Raw genomic sequence first — 18018 nt, forward strand, 5'->3', positions numbered from 1 at the left:
TGCGGGAGGTTGAAGCGCTCTTGCCCCGCATGAGCGGGGCAAGGTTTCACGGTTGTCTTACTTACCGACCAGCGGGTCGGTCACGCCCATCACGTAGATCGCGATCAGACCGATCGCCCCCGTGAACAGTACGTAGTACAGCGTAGGCCAAACGGTCTTGCGCAGCGTGGAGCCTTCGCGGCCGAGCAGGCCGACGGTAGCGGATGCGGCGACCACGTTGTGGATCGCAACCATGTTGCCCGCAGCCGCACCGACGGCCTGAGTGGCGACTACCATTGCTCCGGAGATGCCCAGCGACTGTGCGACACCAAACTGGAACTGGCTGAACATCATGTTGCTGACGGTGTTGGAGCCAGCCAGGAAGGCGCCGAGTGCGCCTACGGCGGGGGCGAGCAGCGGGTAGATGGCGCCGACGCTATCGGCGACGTAGCGCGCCATGACGATCGGCATGCTGGCCAGCTCGGCGCCGTTGACGCCGGAGTTGATCAGGATGCGCACCATCGGCACGGTGAACAGCAGGACGAAGCCGGCGCTGAGCAGCACGCCGCTGGATTCCTTTACCGCAGCCTTCAGCTCGGAAACGCGCATGCCGTGCAGGAAGAAGGTGATCAGCACCACCATGACGAGGATGCCGCCCGGGAGGTGCAGCGGCTCGATGCCTGCACTGACGCCGGTCTCGCCGAGGATGTTGGCAAAGGCGATGGAGACGGACTTCAGCGTGGCAGTGACCTGCGGGAATACGCGGCTGATGACCAGGATCGCACCGACCAGCACATAGGGCAGCCAGGCGCGGAAGGCGCTCATCGGGCGCGCCGCGATGTCGTCCAGCTTCATTTCGATGGTACCCAGCCATTCGGCCGGCCACTCTTTGGCGTCGGCGAAATCCCAGGTGCGCTTCGGGGTCAGGAAGTTGAAGCGTGCCGCGGTGGTGACGATAGCGAGACCGACCAGGCCGCCGAGCAGCGACGGGAACTCCGGGCCGAGGAAGATACCGGTGGCGGCGTAGGGCAGGGTGAACGCCAGACCAGCGAAGATCGCGAACGGCAACACTTCGAAGCCGGCTTTCCAGCTCTTCTCCTTGCCGAAGAAGCGCGTCAGCATCAGCACCATGACCAGCGGCATCACGGTGCCGACGATGGCATGGGTGATCGCCACACTGCTGGTGATCTGCTGCAGGAAGGCTTGCCAGCTGGAACCCTGGGCTGCCAGCTGCGCACCGATGGTGGCGGTATCCAGACCGCTATTGATGCCCACGACGATCGGCGTACCGACCGCGCCGAAAGACACCGGCGTGCTTTGTACCAGCATGCCGAGCAGGACCGCAGCCATCGCCGGGAAGCCAACCGCGACCAGCAGCGGCGCGGCGATGGCGGCCGGGGTGCCGAAGCCGGAGGCGCCTTCGATGAAGCAGCCGAACAGCCAGGCGATGATGATGGCCTGGATGCGGCGGTCAGGGCTGATGGTGGTGAAGCCGGCGCGAATGGCGGTGATGCCGCCAGAGTGCTTCAGCGTGTTCAGCAGCAGGATCGCACCGAAGATGATCCACAGCAGGCCGAGGGTAATCACCAGGCCCTGCAGCGTGGAGGCGATGATGCGGGTGAAGCTCATGTCCCAGATGAACAGGCCGATTGCCGCGGTGAACAGGTAGACCAGCGGCATGGCGCGGCTGGCGGGCCAGCGCAGGCCGATCAGCATCACGGCCGCGAGCAGAATGGGAGTGAAGGCGAATAGTGCGAGCAGTCCGTTGGACATGTCAGGCGTCCCCTACGGTTCGATTCATACGGGGCCCTGAGTGGACCGTGGAATGGTTGTCGTGCACAGATCTCATGCTGAGTCCTCTTATTGTTAGTCGCCTCTGTAAATTGGTAATACCAATTACCAGAAGCGAATGGCCAGCGTAAGAGCTGCGTCTGGGAGCGTCAATCAGGTGGGCATAGACTTTGGTCGCAGCCGCTGACCTTGTATGGCCGTGAGCCGACGGCTAGCATTCTTCGACTGGTAAGACCATTTCGAGGTGGATATGGACGTGGGCATGGTGCGTCAGCGGCGGCTGGCCGACGATATCGTCGCGCAGTTGGAAACCATGATTCTGGAAGGCACCCTCAAGGCCGGTGAACGGCTGCCGGCCGAGCGAATGCTGGCCGAGCGCTTCGGGGTGTCGCGGCCCTCCCTGCGCGAGGCGATCCAGAAGCTCGCGGCCAAGGGCCTGCTGATCAGTCGGCACGGTGGCGGCACCTTCGTCGCCGAGTCGCTGGGCTCCACCTTCAGCGACCCGTTGCTGCACCTGCTGGAAAACAACAGCGATGCCCAGCGCGACCTGCTGGAGTTCCGGCATACCCTGGAGGGCAGCTGTGCGTACTATGCGGCGCTGCGTGCGACCGAGGTGGATCAGAAGCGACTCACGGAGGCCTTCTCGGCATTGCAGGATTGCTACACCCGTGAGGGCAAGGTGACTCGCGCGGAAGAGGGCGCGGCCGACGCGCAGTTCCACCTGGCGATTGCCGAGGCCAGCCACAACGCGGTGCTGCTGCACACCATTCGTGGCCTATTCGATCTGCTCAAGCGCAACGTGGTGACCAATATCGGCGGCATGTACGCCCTGCGCGACGAGACTCGCGACATGCTGATGAGCCAGCATCGCGAGTTGTACGAGGCGATCATGGCGCGGCGTGCGGTGGAGGCGCGCGACGTCATCCATCGGCACATCAACTATGTACAGGAAGTGCTTGCCGAAGGTCAGCAGGAAGCCCAGCGGCTGGCGCGCGCGCAGCGTCGGCAGGAGCGGGTAGGGGCATCGCAGAAGGCAGGCTGAGACGTGAGCGAGGCAAGGCTGGCGGGCGAAGCGGTGCTGCCTCGCCCGGGACCGATCAGTCGTCCTTGCCCTTGGTACGCATGGCGCGCTGGATTTCCCGATCGGAATCTCGCTCCTTCTCGGTGTGGCGCTTGTCGAATTCCTTCTTGCCCTTGGCCAGGGCGATCTCGCACTTGATCATGTGCTTCTTCCAGTACAGCGACAGTGCTACGCAGGCGTAGCCCTTCTGCTGCACGGCACCGAACAGCTTGCCCAGCTCACGCTTGTTGAGCAGTAGCTTGCGAGTGCGGGTCGGGTCGGCGATGACGTGAGTGCTGGCGCTGGTCAGCGGCGTGATGTGCGCGCCCATCAGCCAGGCTTCGCCATCTTTGAGCAGCACATAGCTGTCGACCAGCTGCGCCTTGCCGGCGCGCATGCTCTTCACTTCCCAGCCGGCGAGGACGAGGCCGGCCTCGAACTTCTGCTCGATGAAGTAATCGTGTAGCGCTTTCTTGTTCAGCGCGATGGTCCCGGGGGACTGTTTCTTCTGTTTGGCCATAGGGGCGGCATTATAGGGAGTCCCGTTGCGGCTGGCGACAGCCTGCAACAGCGCCGGCGGCAGAAACTTGAGGGGCAGCCGCTAATCCCCGACAATGTGCCCGCTTCGCGCTGAGCGGCTTCGGCAAATGGTCGAGCCGCGGGTGCGGGCTGGCTGCGCCGACGTCTGGATGGCGCGCAATGAAACGACGACGTAGAAGGTCCGCATGACGACGCACATTCAACGTTCCGCGCTGCTGCCTTATCCCGCACACGCGCTGTTCGACATGGTCAACGACGTAGCCAGCTATCCGCAGTTCCTGCCCTGGTGCTCTGCGACCGAGGTGCTCTCCAGTAGCGAGACCGAAATGCATGCCAGCATGACCGTGGCCAAGGCTGGGCTCAGTCAGCGCTTCATGACGCGCAACGCGCTGGAGCTTGGCAAGCGCATCGAGATGAAGCTGGAAGAGGGGCCGTTCAGTCACCTGCATGGCATCTGGGAATTCAAGGCGCTGGGTGAGAAGGCCTGCAAGATCAGTCTCGATCTGACCTTCGATTACGCCGGGCCGCTGGTCAAGGCGACGCTTGGTCCGCTGTTCAATCAGGCCGCCAATACCCTGGTGGACGCCTTTTGCGAGCGAGCGAAACAGCTCTATGGATAAGCCGTCGATTGCCGTCGAAGTGGTCTATGCGCTTGCCGACAAGCAAAAGCTGCTGCAGATGACCGTGCCTGCCGGCACCACCGTCCGCGAGGCTGCGCTGCGTTCAGGGCTGGATGCACATTTTCCTGGTCTCGACCTCGCCAGCGCGCCGCTGGGAATATTCGGCAAGGCGGTGCCCAAGCCTGAAGAGCGGGTGCTGGCAGAGGGCGAGCGCGTCGAGATCTACCGGCCGCTGATAGCCGATCCGAAGGAGGTCCGTAAGCAGCGTGCGGCGAAAGCGGCGAAGAACAAGGCAGAGGATGCTTGAACGCTAGATAGCAAAACGCCCGGACTCGCCGGGCGTTTTTTCATTCGGTTTCCAGTGGTTCTGGAATCGGTACCGGAACGGCTTCCGCTTCGTCCACTTCGCGCTGGATCTGCTCCAGCAGCGATCCGGGCGCGGGGCGCTCTTCCGGCTGGCGGGGCGTGGCTGCGGGCGTGCTCGGGGCCTGAGGCTGGCGGCCGAGAATCTGTTCGTCACGGCTGACACCCGGCATGAAGTCACCGGCCAGGCCTGCGAGCTGATCGTTGGCATTGAACACCAGGCTTACGCGCTCCTGCTGGCGCTGACTGCCGCCGGGCTGAATGCTGTAGAGGTAATCCCAGCGATTGGGGTGGAAGGTGTCGGTGATCAGCGGGTTGCCCATGATAAACCGCACCTGCTGACGGGTCATTCCAGGTCGCAACTGGTCTATCATGTCCTGCGTGACGACATTGCCCTGTTGAATGTCGACCTTGTAAACCCCGGGAAATGAACAACCGGCGAGTGCGAACAGACCCACGAAGGTGAGGCTGGCCAGCATGAGCTTGGTGTTTTGCATCGGTGGGTGACTTCCACTATCTTGGCTGGGCAAAGAACCCGGATCATACCCGTATTGGAGGAGGCTGCGAAACAGCAGCAGCGAGAAAGCCAACCATGGTTGAAAATAGCGAACTACGTAAAGCAGGTCTCAAGGTAACGCTGCCGCGGGTCAAGATCCTGCAGATGCTGGATACGACCGATCGCCGTCACATGAGTGCCGAGGACGTCTACAAGGCATTGATGGAAGCGGGCGAAGATGTCGGTCTGGCGACCGTCTACCGTGTGTTGACTCAGTTCGAGGCGGCCGGCCTGGTAGTTCGGCACAACTTCGATGGTGGTCATGCCGTCTTCGAGCTGGCCGATAGCGGGCATCACGACCACATGGTCTGCGTCGATACGGGCGATGTCATCGAGTTCTTCGACCAGGAAATCGAAAAACTGCAGAAAGAAATCGTCAAGCGTCACGGCTACGAGCTGGTGGATCACAACCTGGTGCTCTACGTGCGCAAGAAGGACTGAGCCTCATAGATGTTGAAAAGGCGGCCATGGGCCGCCTTTTTTATGTCGCTCTGCCGGGCGTCAGGCCTGTGCGGAAGTGACCATCTGCCGGGCATGAGCCAAGGATTGTTCGGTCAGGTCGACGCCGCCGAGCATCCGTGCGATCTCCTCGACGCGTCCGGCTTGGTCCAGCTCGGCCACGGCCGTGCGGGTTTCATCGTTGCCGCGGGCCTTGTGCACGAACAGGTGGTGGTGTCCTTGCGCAGCCACCTGCGGCAGGTGCGTGACGGTCAAGACCTGGCCGCGCTCGCCGAGGCGGCGCAGCAGTTGGCCGACGATTTCCGCGGTAGGGCCGCCGATGCCGACATCGACTTCGTCGAACACCAGCGTCGGCACGCGCGACGTTTGTGCCGTGATCACCTGGATCGCCAGGCTGATCCGTGACAGCTCGCCGCCCGACGCGACCTTGGCCAGCGGGCGCAGTGGCTGGCCGGGGTTGGCGCTGACCAAGAACTCCACCTGTTCCAGGCCGTAGGGCGTGTACTCGCCTTCTGCTGCCGGCTTGAGCTGTACGCTGAAGCGCCCGCCGGGCATGCCCAGGCGCTGGATTTCTGCCTCGACCGCGCTCGCCAGCTCTTCGGCGGCTGCCTGGCGGTTGCGGCTCAGTTCGCCGGCTTTCTCCTCGTAGTGGCGAGCGTAGGCCGCCAGCTCTTCGCCGAGGCGCTCGACCGCTTCGTCATCGGCATTCAGCCCTTCCAGTTCTTCCAGCAGCTGCTGGTGCAGGTTGGGCAGTTCGCTCGGCTGTATGCGGTGCTTGCGCGCCAGGGTGTAGATGGTGTCCAGACGCTCCTCCAGCATCTGCTGGCGTTCCGGATCGGCGTCGAAATGGTCGACGAAGCGATTGAGCTCACCGATCGCCTCTTCGACCTGGATCTGCGCGCTGGCCAGTAGGTTGACCGCTTCGCTCAGTGCCTGCGGCTGATTCTGGAAGGCGGTCAGCCGCTGCAGGCTGCTGGTCAGGACAGAGAGCACGTTGCCGGCATCGCTTTCGCTGCACAGTTCCATGACCTGGCGGCAGGCGCCGAGCAGCTGTTCGGCGTTGGCCAGGTTCTTGTGTTCCTGTTCGAGCTGCTCCAGTTCGTGCTCGCCCAGCGCGAGATTCTCCAGCTCTTCCAGTTGATAGCTGAGCAGCTGGTGGCGTGCGCGCTGCTCGTCGCTGCTGTTGCTCAGCCGCTCCAGGGTCTGGCGCGTCTGCCGCCAACGCTGCGCGGCCAATTGCACCTGGCGCGCCAGTTCCTGGCTGCCGCTGTACTCGTCGAGTAGGCGCCGGTGGGTGTCGCCCTTGAGCAACGACTGGTGCTCGTGCTGGCTGTGGATATCGATCAGTAGTTCGCCCAGCGCCTTGAGGTCTCCCTGCGGGCAGGGCGTGCCGTTGATGTAGCCGCGCGAGCGGCCTTCGGCGGTGATCACCCGGCGCAGGATGCAAGGACCTTCGCTGTCCATATCGCGTTCGGCCAGCCAGGCGCGGGCGTCGGGGATGTCGTCCAGGTCGAAGCTGGCGAGGATGTCGGCTTTGTCCGCACCGATGCGCACCACGCTGCTGTCGGCCCGGTCGCCGAGGGTCAGGCCGAGGGCATCGAGCATGATCGACTTGCCCGCACCGGTTTCACCGCTGATCACGCTCATGCCGCGTTTCAGCTCGAGGTCCAGGTGTTCGACGATGGCGTAGTTGTGAACCGACAGATGAACCAGCATGGCGAGGCTCCCGATTTTGCGTGGCTGGCTATTTATACAGTGGTTTTCCTGCCGCCCACAAGCGCATAAGGATGAATGTGCCGTTGCTCGTCATTTCCCCCGCTGTACATCGCCTCATGCCCTTGAAGCCGGTTTTCGCGCCCCCATATAGCGGCACAAGCGCGGGCTGCTGCCCGCTGATCGTACTGAGAGGAGGACCCATGGCCGACGAGCAGAATCAGGATAACCAGAACCCGGAAACGCCAGAGCAATCGCAAGCGGACGTAGCCGAGGACCTGGCGGCCCGCGTGCAGTCGCTGGAGGAGCAGCTGGCGGCTGCGCAGGATCAGTCGCTGCGCGTGGCGGCAGAGCTGCAGAACATCCGTCGACGTGCCGAGCAGGATGTAGAGAAGGCGCACAAGTTCGCGCTGGAAAAGTTCGCCGGTGACCTGCTGGCGGTCGCCGACAGCCTGGAGCGCGGTCTGGAGCTGTCGAATCCGGACGACGAGGCGGTCAAGCCGATGCGCGAAGGCGTCGAACTGACCCTCAAGCTGCTGCTCGACACCCTGGCGCGCCATCAGCTGGAGCAGCTGGATCCGCATGGCGAGCCGTTCAATCCCGAGCATCACCAGGCCATGGCGATGGAGGAAAGCACCCACGTCGAGCCGGGCAGTGTGCTCAAGGTGTTCCAGAAAGGTTATCTGCTCAACGGCCGCCTGCTGCGTCCGGCAATGGTCGTGGTCAGCAAGGCGCCTGCCGACGCGCCGCCTTCGATCGATGAGAAGGCTTGAAATCGGCGTACCCAACCCCATCTGGTAGCCAAGCGTTTTTGTGTTACCCGCAGCCGGTAGACGGGCGCGGATCAATCGAAATTTGGAGAGCGAATTAAATGGGCAAGATCATCGGTATCGACCTGGGGACCACCAACTCCTGTGTCTCCATCATGGAAAACGGCAACGTCAAAGTCATCGAGAACGCCGAAGGCGGACGCACCACGCCGTCCATCATCGCCTACACCAACGATGGTGAGACGCTGGTTGGCCAGTCGGCCAAGCGCCAGGCAGTCACCAACCCGCAGAACACCCTGTACGCAGTCAAGCGCCTGATTGGCCGCCGTTTCGAAGAAGACGTCGTGCAGAAGGACATCAAGATGGTGCCCTACAGCATCGTCAAGGCCGATAACGGTGATGCCTGGGTGGAAGTGAAGGGTCAGAAGATGGCCCCTCCGCAGATTTCCGCCGAAGTGCTGAAAAAGATGAAGAAAACCGCCGAGGATTACCTGGGCGAGTCGGTCACCGAAGCGGTCATCACCGTGCCGGCCTACTTCAACGACAGCCAGCGTCAGGCCACCAAGGATGCCGGTCGCATCGCAGGTCTGGACGTCAAGCGCATCATCAACGAGCCGACTGCGGCCGCGCTGGCCTATGGCATGGACAAGGCCAAGGGCGACCACACCGTGATCGTCTATGACCTGGGTGGCGGTACCTTCGACGTGTCGGTGATCGAGATCGCCGAAGTCGACGGCGAGCACCAGTTCGAGGTGCTGGCTACCAACGGTGACACCTTCCTCGGTGGTGAGGACTTCGACATCCGCCTGATCGATTACCTCGTCGACGAATTCAAGAAAGAAACCGGCATGAACCTCAAGGGCGACCCGCTGGCCATGCAGCGCCTGAAGGAAGCCGCTGAGAAGGCCAAGATCGAGCTGTCCTCCAGCCAGCAGACCGACGTCAACCTGCCGTACATCACGGCTGACGCGTCCGGCCCGAAGCACCTGAACGTGAAGATCTCCCGCGCCAAGCTGGAGTCGCTGGTCGAGGATCTGGTCGAGCGCACCATCGAGCCTTGCCGCATCGCGCTGAAGGATGCCGGCATCGATGTGTCGAAGATCAATGACGTGATCCTGGTCGGTGGTCAGACCCGCATGCCGCTGGTGCAGCAGAAGGTCGCCGAGTTCTTCGGCAAGGAAGCGCGCAAGGACGTCAACCCGGACGAAGCCGTGGCCATGGGTGCTGCCATCCAGGGCGCCGTGCTGGCGGGCGACGTCAAGGACGTGCTGCTGCTCGACGTATCGCCGCTGACCCTGGGTATCGAGACGCTGGGCGGCGTGATGACTCCGCTGATCGAGAAGAACACCACCATCCCGACCAAGAAGTCGCAGGTGTTCTCCACTGCCGACGACAACCAGAGCGCCGTGACCATTCACGTGCTGCAGGGCGAGCGCAAGCAGGCCGCGCAGAACAAGTCGCTGGGTCGCTTCGATCTGGCCGAGATTCCGCCGGCTCCGCGCGGCATGCCGCAGATCGAAGTCACCTTCGATATCGACGCCAACGGCATCCTGCATGTGTCCGCCAAGGACAAGGCCACCGGCAAGCAGCAGTCCATCGTGATCAAGGCCAACTCGGGTCTGTCCGAGGAGGAAATCGAGCAGATGGTGCGTGACGCTGAGGCCAATGCCGAGGAAGACCGCAAGTTCGAGGAGCTGGCTACCGCACGCAACCAGGGCGATCAGCTGGTGCACGCCACCCGCAAGATGCTTACCGAAGCCGGCGACAAGGCCAGCGACGATGACAAGGCGGCGATCGAGAAGGCGCTTGGCGAGCTGGAAGTTGCCATCAAGGGCGACGACAAGGCTGAGATCGAAGCGAAGATCGCCGCGGTGTCCCAGGCCTCCACTCCGGTTGCGCAGAAGATGTACGCCGAGCAGGCTCAGGCCGGTGAAGGCCAACCCGCAGGTGAGCAGGCGAAGCCGGGCGACGACGTGGTCGACGCCGAGTTCGAAGAGGTCAAGGACAACAAGTAAGCCCCGGCTTGCTTCCGCTCCAGCCCGCCCCGACGCCATTGGGGCGGGCAAGACCGCCACGCGGGGGCTTGCTCCCGCGTCGGCGTGTCTGGAAGGCATGAAATTGAGGGTTCAGGATAGTTATGGCCAAACGCGATTTTTACGAGGTGCTGGGCGTCGAGCGCGGCGCCAGCGAGGCGGAGCTGAAAAAGGCTTACCGTCGCCTCGCCATGAAGCATCACCCCGACCGCAACCCGGGCGACAAGGCGGCTGAGGATGCCTTCAAGGAGGCCAATGAGGCCTATGAGGTGCTGTCCGATCCGAGCAAGCGTGCTGCCTACGATCAGTACGGACACGCCGGCGTCGATCCGCAGATGGGGGCGGGCGGAGCCGGTTATGGCGGCGCCAACTTCTCCGACATCTTTGGCGACGTGTTCAGCGATTTCTTCAGTGGTGGTCGTGGCGGCTCCCGCGGCGGCGCTCAGCGCGGCAGCGATCTGCGCTACACGCTGGAACTCGATCTGGAAGAAGCTGTGCGCGGCACCACGGTGACCATTCGCGTGCCGACCCTGGTCGAATGCAAGACCTGCGATGGCTCCGGGGCGAAGAAGGGTACCAGTCCGGTGACCTGTACCACCTGTGGCGGCATCGGCCAGGTGCGCATGCAGCAGGGCTTCTTCTCCGTACAGCAGACCTGCCCGCGCTGTCATGGCAGCGGCAAGATGATTTCCGACCCTTGCGGCAGCTGCCACGGCCAGGGTCGCGTCGAAGAGCAGAAGACGCTCTCGGTCAAGGTGCCGCCGGGCGTCGATACCGGCGACCGCATTCGCCTGTCTGGTGAGGGCGAGGCCGGAACCCAGGGCGGGCCGGCGGGCGACCTCTACGTGGTGGTCAACGTGCGCGAGCACGCGATCTTCCAGCGTGACGGCAAGCACCTGTATTGCGAGGTGCCGATCAGCTTCGCCGATGCGGCGCTGGGTGGTGAGCTCGAGGTGCCGACGCTGGATGGCCGGGTCAAGCTGAAGATCCCGGAAGGCACCCAGACCGGCAAGCAGTTCCGCCTGCGCGGTAAGGGTGTGGCGCCGGTGCGCGGTGGCGCAGCGGGCGATCTGATGTGTCGCGTCGTGGTCGAAACGCCGGTCAACCTGAGCAAGCGCCAGCGCGAGATGCTCGAGGAGTTCCGCGGCACGCTACAGGGCGACACCTCCCATTCACCCAAGGCCAGCGGCTGGTTCGAGGGTGTGAAGCGCTTTTTCGGTGATGTTTGAGTCGAGCTGAGGGCTTGAGGTCCGGTGCCTGGTGCATCGGCCTCGCCGTCGGTTTCCGGCTTGCAGCTTGGAGCTGATGTTATGCGACGTATTGCAGTGACGGGCGCCGCCGGGCGCATGGGCAAGACACTGATCGAGGCGGTGCAGCAGACAGGCGGCGTCGCCGGTCTGACCGCGGCCATCGATCGGCCGGACAGCACCCTGGTCGGTGCCGATGCAGGCGAGCTGGCAGCCATCGGGCGGCTGGGCGTGCCGCTGACCGGTGATGTCGCCAAGGCGGTCGACGAGTTCGACGTGCTGATCGACTTCACCCACCCTTCGGTGACGCTGAAGAATCTGGACGTCTGCCGGCGCGCCGGCAAGGCCATGGTGATCGGCACCACCGGCTTTTCGCCGGAAGAGAAGGAGCGCCTCGCGGCGGCGGCCAGGGAGATTCCGATCGTCTTCGCGGCCAACTTCAGCGTTGGCGTCAATCTCTGCCTCAAGCTGCTGGATACGGCGGCGCGGGTGCTGGGCGACGATGTGGACATCGAGATCATCGAGGCCCATCACCGGCACAAGGTGGATGCGCCGTCCGGCACTGCGCTGCGCATGGGTGAGGTGGTGGCCGAGGCGCTTGGGCGCGACCTGCAGAAGGTCGCCGTCTATGGTCGCGAAGGTCAGACTGGTGCGCGGCCGCGCGAGACCATCGGCTTCGCCACAGTGCGTGCCGGGGATGTTGTGGGTGACCACACCGTGCTGTTCGCCGCCGATGGCGAGCGTGTCGAGATCACCCACAAGGCTTCCAGCCGCATGACCTTCGCCAAGGGGGCAGTGCGCGCCGCGCTGTGGCTGGACGAGAAGCCGGCGGGCCTCTATGACATGCAGGACGTGCTCGGGCTGAAATGATTCGTTGCGCGCACTGGCTGTGCGGTGCCCCGTTCGGGTGCGCTGGGCGGCGATTTCGGCTGGACCGGAAAGGCGGTTTTGTGTAAGCTTCCCGCTTTAGTGTGTCCACTAAAAGTTGCGCAGAAATGAATCAAACAAAAAGCGGGATGACCTTCACACGTCATCCCGCTTTTTTACAATCTGCGTTTGCTCCAGCCTTGATCTACGGGAGGTCTCTTGACTAAGCCAGCCCTTACGCCAGCCATTCTGGCTCTTGCCGATGGCAGCATCTTTCGCGGCGAATCCATCGGCGCCGATGGGCAAACCATTGGTGAGGTGGTGTTCAACACCGCCATGACCGGCTATCAGGAAATCCTCACCGATCCCTCCTACGCCAAGCAGATCGTTACCCTCACATATCCCCATGTCGGCAACACCGGCACTACGCCGGAAGACGCCGAGTCCTGGAAAGTCTGGGCCGCTGGTCTGGTGATTCGCGACCTGCCATTGATTTCCAGCAACTGGCGCAACAAGCAATCACTGCCCGATTACCTCAAGGCCAACGGCACCGTTGCCATCGCCGGCATCGATACCCGTCGGCTGACCCGTATCCTGCGCGAGAAAGGTGCGCAGAACGGCTGCATCCTGGCTGGCGCCGACGCGACCGAAGAGAAGGCGCTGGAGCTGGCGCGCAGCTTCCCCGGTCTGAAGGGCATGGACCTGGCCAAGGAAGTCAGCGTGAAGGAGCGTTACGAGTGGCGTTCCAGTGTCTGGTGCCTGAAGGACGACGCGCATGCCGAGATCCCGGCCAGCGAGCTGCCCTACCATGTCGTCGCCTTCGACTACGGCGTGAAGTACAACATCCTGCGCATGCTGGTCGCCCGCGGTTGCCGCGTCACCGTGCTGCCGGCGCAGACGCCTGCCAGCGAAGCCCTGGCGCTGAATCCGGACGGCATCTTCCTGGCCAATGGCCCGGGTGACCCCGAGCCGTGCGACTACGCAATCAAGGCGATTCAGGAAGTCCTCGAAACCGACATTCCGGTATTCGGCATCTGCCTCGGCCACCAGCTGCTGGCGCTGGCCTCCGGCGCCAAGACCGTGAAGATGCCCAACGGTCACCACGGTGCGAACCACCCGGTGCAGGATCTGAAGACTGGCGTGGTGATGATTACCAGTCAGAACCACGGTTTCGCAGTGGACGAAGCCAGCCTGCCGGCCAATGTGCGCGCCACGCACAAGTCGCTGTTCGACGGCACCCTGCAAGGCATCGAGCGTACCGACAAGGATGCCTTCAGCTTCCAGGGCCACCCCGAGGCGAGCCCCGGCCCGCACGACGTCGCGCCGCTGTTCGACCGTTTCATCGAAGCCATGGCCAAGCGACAGTAAACGAGTCGCCTTGAGAGTGTAGCGAGCGCGGTCTGGGCAAGGCGCCCGGAACGCAACGACGAGACAGTACAGGTAGTACGGCGAGGAAGTGAGTACCGCGCAACGCAGCCCAGGCAGCGCGCAGTAACTCTCAAGATGACTCGCCGACTGACCCAAGGATTCGAGTAACGAAAATGCCAAAACGTACAGATATCAAAAGCATCCTCATCCTCGGCGCTGGCCCCATCGTCATCGGCCAAGCCTGCGAGTTCGACTATTCCGGTGCGCAGGCGTGCAAGGCGCTGAAGGAAGAAGGCTTCCGCGTCATCCTGGTGAACTCCAACCCGGCCACCATCATGACCGACCCGGCCATGGCCGACGCCACCTACATCGAGCCCATCAAGTGGGCCACCGTGGCCAAGATCATCGAGAAGGAGCGCCCCGACGCGCTGCTGCCGACCATGGGCGGCCAAACGGCGCTGAACTGCGCGCTGGACCTGGAAAAGCACGGTGTGCTGGAGAAGTTCGGTGTCGAGATGATCGGTGCCAACGCCGATACCATCGACAAGGCCGAAGACCGTTCGCGCTTCGACAAGGCGATGAAGAACATCGGCCTGGCCTGCCCAGAATCCGGTATTGCGCACAACATGGAAGAGGCCTACGCGGTTCTCGACAAGGTCGGCTTCCCGTGCATCATCCGTCCGTCGTTCACAATGGGCGGTACCGGTGGCGGCATCGCTTATAACCGTGAAGAGTTCGAAGAGATCTGCGCCCGTGGTCTGGATTTGTCTCCGACCAGCGAGCTGCTGATCGACGAGTCGCTGATCGGCTGGAAGGAATACGAGATGGAGGTGGTCCGCGACAAGAAGGACAACTGCATCATCGTCTGCTCCATCGAGAACTTCGATCCGATGGGCGTGCACACCGGCGACTCCATCACCGTAGCCCCGGCGCAGACCCTGACCGACAAGGAATATCAGATCATGCGCAACGCCTCGCTGGCGGTGCTGCGTGAGATCGGTGTGGAAACCGGCGGCTCCAACGTGCAGTTCGGCATCTGCCCGAACACCGGCCGCATGGTCGTGATCGAGATGAACCCGCGCGTGTCGCGTTCCTCGGCGCTGGCCTCCAAGGCCACCGGCTTCCCGATCGCCAAGATCGCCGCCAAGCTGGCCGTCGGTTACACCCTCGACGAACTGCAGAACGACATCACTGGCGGTCGCACGCCTGCCTCGTTCGAGCCGGCGATCGACTACGTCGTGACCAAGGTGCCGCGCTTCGCCTTCGAGAAATTCCCCAAGGCCGACGCCCGTCTGACCACTCAGATGAAGTCGGTCGGTGAGGTCATGGCCATCGGCCGTACCTTCCAGGAATCCATGCAGAAAGCGCTGCGCGGTCTGGAAGTCGGCGCCACCGGTTTCGATCCGAAGCTGAACCTGGCCGATGCCGAGGCCGAGAGCACCCTCAAGCGCGAGCTGACCGTGCCGGGCGCCGACCGCATCTGGTTCGTGGCCGACGCCTTCCGCGCCGGCAAGAGCGTCGAAGACGTGTTCGCCCTGACCAAGATCGATCCGTGGTTCCTGGTGCAGATCGAAGATCTGGTCAAGGACGAGGAGCAGGTCAAGACGCTCGGCCTGTCCAGCATCGACCGTGACCTGATGTACAAGCTCAAGCGCAAGGGTTTCTCCGACGCCCGTCTGGCCAAGCTGCTCGGCGTCACCGAAAAGAACCTGCGTAGCCATCGCCACAAGCTCAAGGTGCTGCCGGTTTACAAGCGCGTCGACACCTGCGCCGCCGAGTTCGCCACCGACACCGCCTACATGTACTCGACCTATGAGGAAGAGTGCGAAGCCAACCCGTCGAGCCGCGAGAAGATCATGATTCTCGGCGGCGGTCCCAACCGCATCGGCCAGGGCATCGAGTTCGACTACTGCTGCGTGCATGCCGCGCTGGCCATGCGTGAAGACGGTTACGAGACCATCATGGTCAACTGCAATCCGGAGACCGTTTCCACCGATTACGACACTTCCGACCGTCTGTATTTCGAGCCGGTGACCCTGGAAGATGTGCTGGAAATCGTCCGCGTCGAGCAGCCCAAGGGTGTGATCGTGCAGTACGGTGGTCAGACGCCGCTGAAGATCTGTCGCGCCCTGGAAGAAGCCGGCGTGCCGATCATCGGCACCAGCCCGGACGCGATCGACCGTGCCGAAGACCGCGAGCGTTTCCAGCAGATGGTGCAGCGCCTGAACCTGCGCCAGCCGCAGAACGCCACCGCGCGCAGCGAGGAAGAGGCGATCGCGGCTTCCAAGGCCATCGGTTATCCGCTGGTGGTGCGCCCGTCCTACGTACTGGGCGGTCGCGCGATGGAAATCGTCTACGAGGAAGAAGAGCTCAAGCGCTACATGCGCGAAGCGGTGCAGGTGTCCAATGACAGCCCGGTTCTGCTCGACCACTTCCTCAACTGCGCCATCGAGGTGGACGTCGATGCCGTCTGTGACGGCGAGACCGTGGTGATCGGCGGCATCATGCAGCATATCGAGCAGGCCGGCGTGCACTCCGGCGATTCGGCCTGCTCGCTGCCGGCTTACTCGCTGCCGCAGCACATCCAGGACGAGATCCGCGAGCAGGTGCGCAAGATGGCCCTGGAGCTCGACGTGGTCGGTCTGATGAACGTGCAAATGGCCGTGCAGGGCGAGGACATCTACGTGCTCGAGGTCAACCCGCGCGCCTCGCGTACCGTGCCGTTCGTCTCCAAGTGCATCGGCGAGTCGCTGGCCAAGGTCGCTGCGCGCGTCATGGCGGGCAAAAGCCTGGCCGAGGTCGGCTTCACCCGTGAGATCATCCCGACCTATTTCAGCGTCAAGGAAGCGGTGTTCCCGTTCGCCAAGTTCCCGGGTGTCGATACCATTCTCGGCCCGGAAATGAAGTCCACCGGCGAGGTGATGGGTGTCGGCGATAGCTTCGCCGAAGCCTTCGCCAAGGCCCAGCTGGGTGCCAGTGAAATCCTGCCGACCTCCGGCTGCGCCTTCCTCAGCGTGCGCGAAGACGACAAGCCCTACGTCGAGCAGGTCGCACGTGATCTGGTTGGCCTCGGCTTCGAGGTCGTTGCCACCGCTGGCACGGCGCGTATCATCGAGGCGGCCGGGCTGCCGGTGCGTCGCGTGAACAAGGTGACCGAAGGCCGTCCGCACGTGGTCGACATGATCAAGAATGACGAGGTCACGCTGATCATCAACACCACCGAAGGGCGTCAGTCCATCGCCGATTCGTATTCCATTCGTCGTAACGCCCTGCAACACAAGATCTGCATCACCACCACCATCGCCGGTGGTCAGGCGATCTGTGAGGCGCTCAAGTTCGGTCCCGAGAAGACCGTGCGCCGCTTGCAGGATCTCCATGCAGGAATCAACGCATGACAAAATTCCCCATGACCATCCAGGGCGCTCGCGCCCTGGAAGAAGAACTCAAGCATTTGAAAACCGTGCTGCGTCCGCAGATCACCCAGGCCATCGCCGAGGCGCGTGAGCTGGGTGACCTCAAGGAAAACGCCGAGTACCACGCGGCGCGTGAGCAGCAGGGCATGGTCGAGGCGCGCATTCGTGACATCGAGGGTCGTCTGCAGAATGCCCAGGTTATCGACATCGCCAGCATTCCGCCGACCGGCAAGGTGATCTTCGGAACCACCGTGGACATCGCCAATGTCGAGACGGACGAGCAGGTCACCTACCAGATCGTCGGTGACGACGAGGCCGATATCAAACAGGGCAAGCTGTCGGTGAGTTCACCGATCGCGCGGGCACTGATCGGCAAGGAAGAGGGCGATGTGGTGGCGGTCAAAACACCCAGCGGACTGATCGAGTACGAGATTGTCGAAGTCCGCCATATCTGATCGGCAGCCTGCGCACGCCGGTTTCATCACTTGGCAGCTGACCCAGACCTTCTGGGTCGGCGGTCTGTGGTTGCTGCAGTTCCTGGTGCTGCCTGCGCTCGGCCGGATCGGCCTGGCGCCAATGCTGGTCGAGGAGATTGCCGGAAGTCTACGCCCTCTGATGGTCGGCTTCGCCGCATTCTGTGCCGCGCTGCAGGCGCTGGTGCTGGTCCAGGCCGTCGGCCTTCGCGGTTTGTGGCGTGACGTGCGTGGGCAGGTGCTGTTGGCAGTGATGGCCCTGGCCGGCACGCATCTGCTGATGAATGCTGGCTGGTTCGAGTCCATTTACTGGGGCAGTTTCAGCGTTCTGGCGATGGCCCTGGGCGGCCTGATGCTGGTATTGCAGCCTGCGCCAGGGCGAGCGCAATGAATTGCCGCGGCAGGTTGCTGCCGCAGCGGTTTCAGGCCTGGAAGCGATGGATGTTCGACAGCTGTTTGTTCGGCTTCGGATTCTTGCGATAGACCAGTGCCATCTTGCCGATGGTTTGTACCAGCTCGCACTTTCCGATCGCGCACAGCTCTTCCATCAAGGCACGACGATCTTCGCGCTCGGTAAGACGAAACTGGATCTTGATAAGCTCATGATCGTTCAGGGCTCGCTCCAGTTCGGCCTGAACGCCTTCGGTCAGCCCGTTTTCGGCTACGATCAGAACCGGTTTCAGATGGTGGCCGATGGACTTGTACTGTTTCTTCTGCTCGTTGGTGAGCGGCATATTTCGACCCTTGCGTCAGAACCCTTGAAAAA

The 18018-nt window shown here is 62.9% G+C and carries 17 protein-coding genes; 12 read left to right on the plus strand and 5 right to left on the minus strand.

Translation table 11 applies throughout. The annotated features are described in order from the left end of the window. Positions 1–57: 57 nt before the first annotated feature. Positions 58–1752, minus strand: a complete 1695-nt coding sequence (locus tag ACX1DW_RS21720) for an L-lactate permease (RefSeq protein ID WP_458992365.1) — start codon at positions 1750–1752, stop codon at positions 58–60. Positions 1753–2020: 268 nt separating this feature from the next. Here ACX1DW_RS21720 and ACX1DW_RS21725 point away from each other — a divergent pair, with 268 nt between their 5' ends. Continuing rightward, positions 2021–2812: a GntR family transcriptional regulator gene (locus tag ACX1DW_RS21725; RefSeq protein ID WP_102838557.1), complete on the plus strand. Its 792-nt coding sequence runs from the start codon at positions 2021–2023 to the stop codon at positions 2810–2812. Positions 2813–2867: 55 nt separating this feature from the next. On the opposite strand, the gene smpB is transcribed toward ACX1DW_RS21725, so the two are convergent. Further along, positions 2868–3350 carry an SsrA-binding protein SmpB gene (gene smpB, locus ACX1DW_RS21730; RefSeq protein WP_003293251.1) on the minus strand — a complete coding sequence of 161 codons (483 nt, stop codon included), beginning with the start codon at positions 3348–3350 and terminating at the stop codon, positions 2868–2870. Positions 3351–3555: 205 nt separating this feature from the next. Here smpB and ACX1DW_RS21735 point away from each other — a divergent pair, with 205 nt between their 5' ends. After that, a complete protein-coding gene (locus ACX1DW_RS21735) occupies positions 3556–3990 on the plus strand; it encodes a type II toxin-antitoxin system RatA family toxin (RefSeq protein WP_063541267.1) in 435 nt (144 codons plus the stop codon). Beyond that, entirely contained in the window at positions 3983–4297 is a 315-nt protein-coding gene (locus ACX1DW_RS21740; protein WP_102838556.1) for an RnfH family protein, read from the plus strand. The genes ACX1DW_RS21735 and ACX1DW_RS21740 overlap by 8 nt, the downstream gene beginning before the upstream one ends. Before the next feature lie 40 nt (positions 4298–4337). Here ACX1DW_RS21740 and ACX1DW_RS21745 read toward each other — a convergent pair whose 3' ends face one another. Further along, a complete protein-coding gene (locus ACX1DW_RS21745; protein WP_063541269.1) occupies positions 4338–4850 on the minus strand; it encodes an outer membrane protein assembly factor BamE in 513 nt (170 codons plus the stop codon). 95 nt (positions 4851–4945) lie between these two features. Here ACX1DW_RS21745 and fur point away from each other — a divergent pair, with 95 nt between their 5' ends. Beyond that, positions 4946–5350, plus strand: a complete 405-nt coding sequence (gene fur / locus ACX1DW_RS21750; RefSeq protein ID WP_011914390.1) for a ferric iron uptake transcriptional regulator — start codon at positions 4946–4948, stop codon at positions 5348–5350. A 60-nt stretch (positions 5351–5410) separates the two neighbouring features. On the opposite strand, the gene recN is transcribed toward fur, so the two are convergent. Beyond that, on the minus strand, positions 5411–7084 hold the full coding sequence (gene recN / locus ACX1DW_RS21755) for a DNA repair protein RecN (RefSeq protein ID WP_458992366.1): 1674 nt from the start codon (positions 7082–7084) through the stop codon (positions 5411–5413). Between the two features lie 200 nt (positions 7085–7284). Between recN and grpE the strand changes: the two genes are divergently transcribed. From grpE to ACX1DW_RS21795, 8 genes are all read left to right on the plus strand, one after another. After that, a complete protein-coding gene (grpE, locus tag ACX1DW_RS21760) occupies positions 7285–7854 on the plus strand; it encodes a nucleotide exchange factor GrpE (protein WP_102838554.1) in 570 nt (189 codons plus the stop codon). Positions 7855–7952: 98 nt separating this feature from the next. Beyond that, complete coding sequence (gene dnaK / locus ACX1DW_RS21765; protein WP_063541272.1) at positions 7953–9866, plus strand: molecular chaperone DnaK; 1914 nt, start codon at positions 7953–7955, stop codon at positions 9864–9866. A 122-nt stretch (positions 9867–9988) separates the two neighbouring features. Continuing rightward, on the plus strand, positions 9989–11113 hold the full coding sequence (dnaJ, locus tag ACX1DW_RS21770; protein ID WP_063541273.1) for a molecular chaperone DnaJ: 1125 nt from the start codon (positions 9989–9991) through the stop codon (positions 11111–11113). 81 nt (positions 11114–11194) lie between these two features. Further along, positions 11195–12001: a 4-hydroxy-tetrahydrodipicolinate reductase gene (gene dapB, locus ACX1DW_RS21775; RefSeq protein ID WP_063541274.1), complete on the plus strand. Its 807-nt coding sequence runs from the start codon at positions 11195–11197 to the stop codon at positions 11999–12001. A 216-nt stretch (positions 12002–12217) separates the two neighbouring features. Then, complete coding sequence (gene carA / locus ACX1DW_RS21780) at positions 12218–13366, plus strand: glutamine-hydrolyzing carbamoyl-phosphate synthase small subunit (protein WP_125882572.1); 1149 nt, start codon at positions 12218–12220, stop codon at positions 13364–13366. A 173-nt stretch (positions 13367–13539) separates the two neighbouring features. After that, a complete protein-coding gene (carB, locus tag ACX1DW_RS21785) occupies positions 13540–16761 on the plus strand; it encodes a carbamoyl-phosphate synthase large subunit (protein WP_102838549.1) in 3222 nt (1073 codons plus the stop codon). Next, positions 16758–17234 (plus strand): transcription elongation factor GreA, encoded by a 477-nt coding sequence (greA, locus tag ACX1DW_RS21790; RefSeq protein WP_063541277.1) that lies wholly within the window; start codon positions 16758–16760, stop codon positions 17232–17234. The genes carB and greA overlap by 4 nt, the downstream gene beginning before the upstream one ends. Continuing rightward, positions 17212–17643 (plus strand): DUF4149 domain-containing protein, encoded by a 432-nt coding sequence (locus ACX1DW_RS21795; protein ID WP_267931134.1) that lies wholly within the window; start codon positions 17212–17214, stop codon positions 17641–17643. Before greA ends, ACX1DW_RS21795 begins: the two co-directional genes overlap by 23 nt. Before the next feature lie 31 nt (positions 17644–17674). Here the strand turns inward: ACX1DW_RS21795 and ACX1DW_RS21800 are convergent, their stop codons facing one another. Further along, positions 17675–17986 carry a YhbY family RNA-binding protein gene (locus ACX1DW_RS21800; protein ID WP_063541279.1) on the minus strand — a complete coding sequence of 104 codons (312 nt, stop codon included), beginning with the start codon at positions 17984–17986 and terminating at the stop codon, positions 17675–17677. Between the last annotated feature and the right edge of the window lie 32 nt (positions 17987–18018).

The organism is Stutzerimonas sp. KH-1, assembly GCF_054483855.1.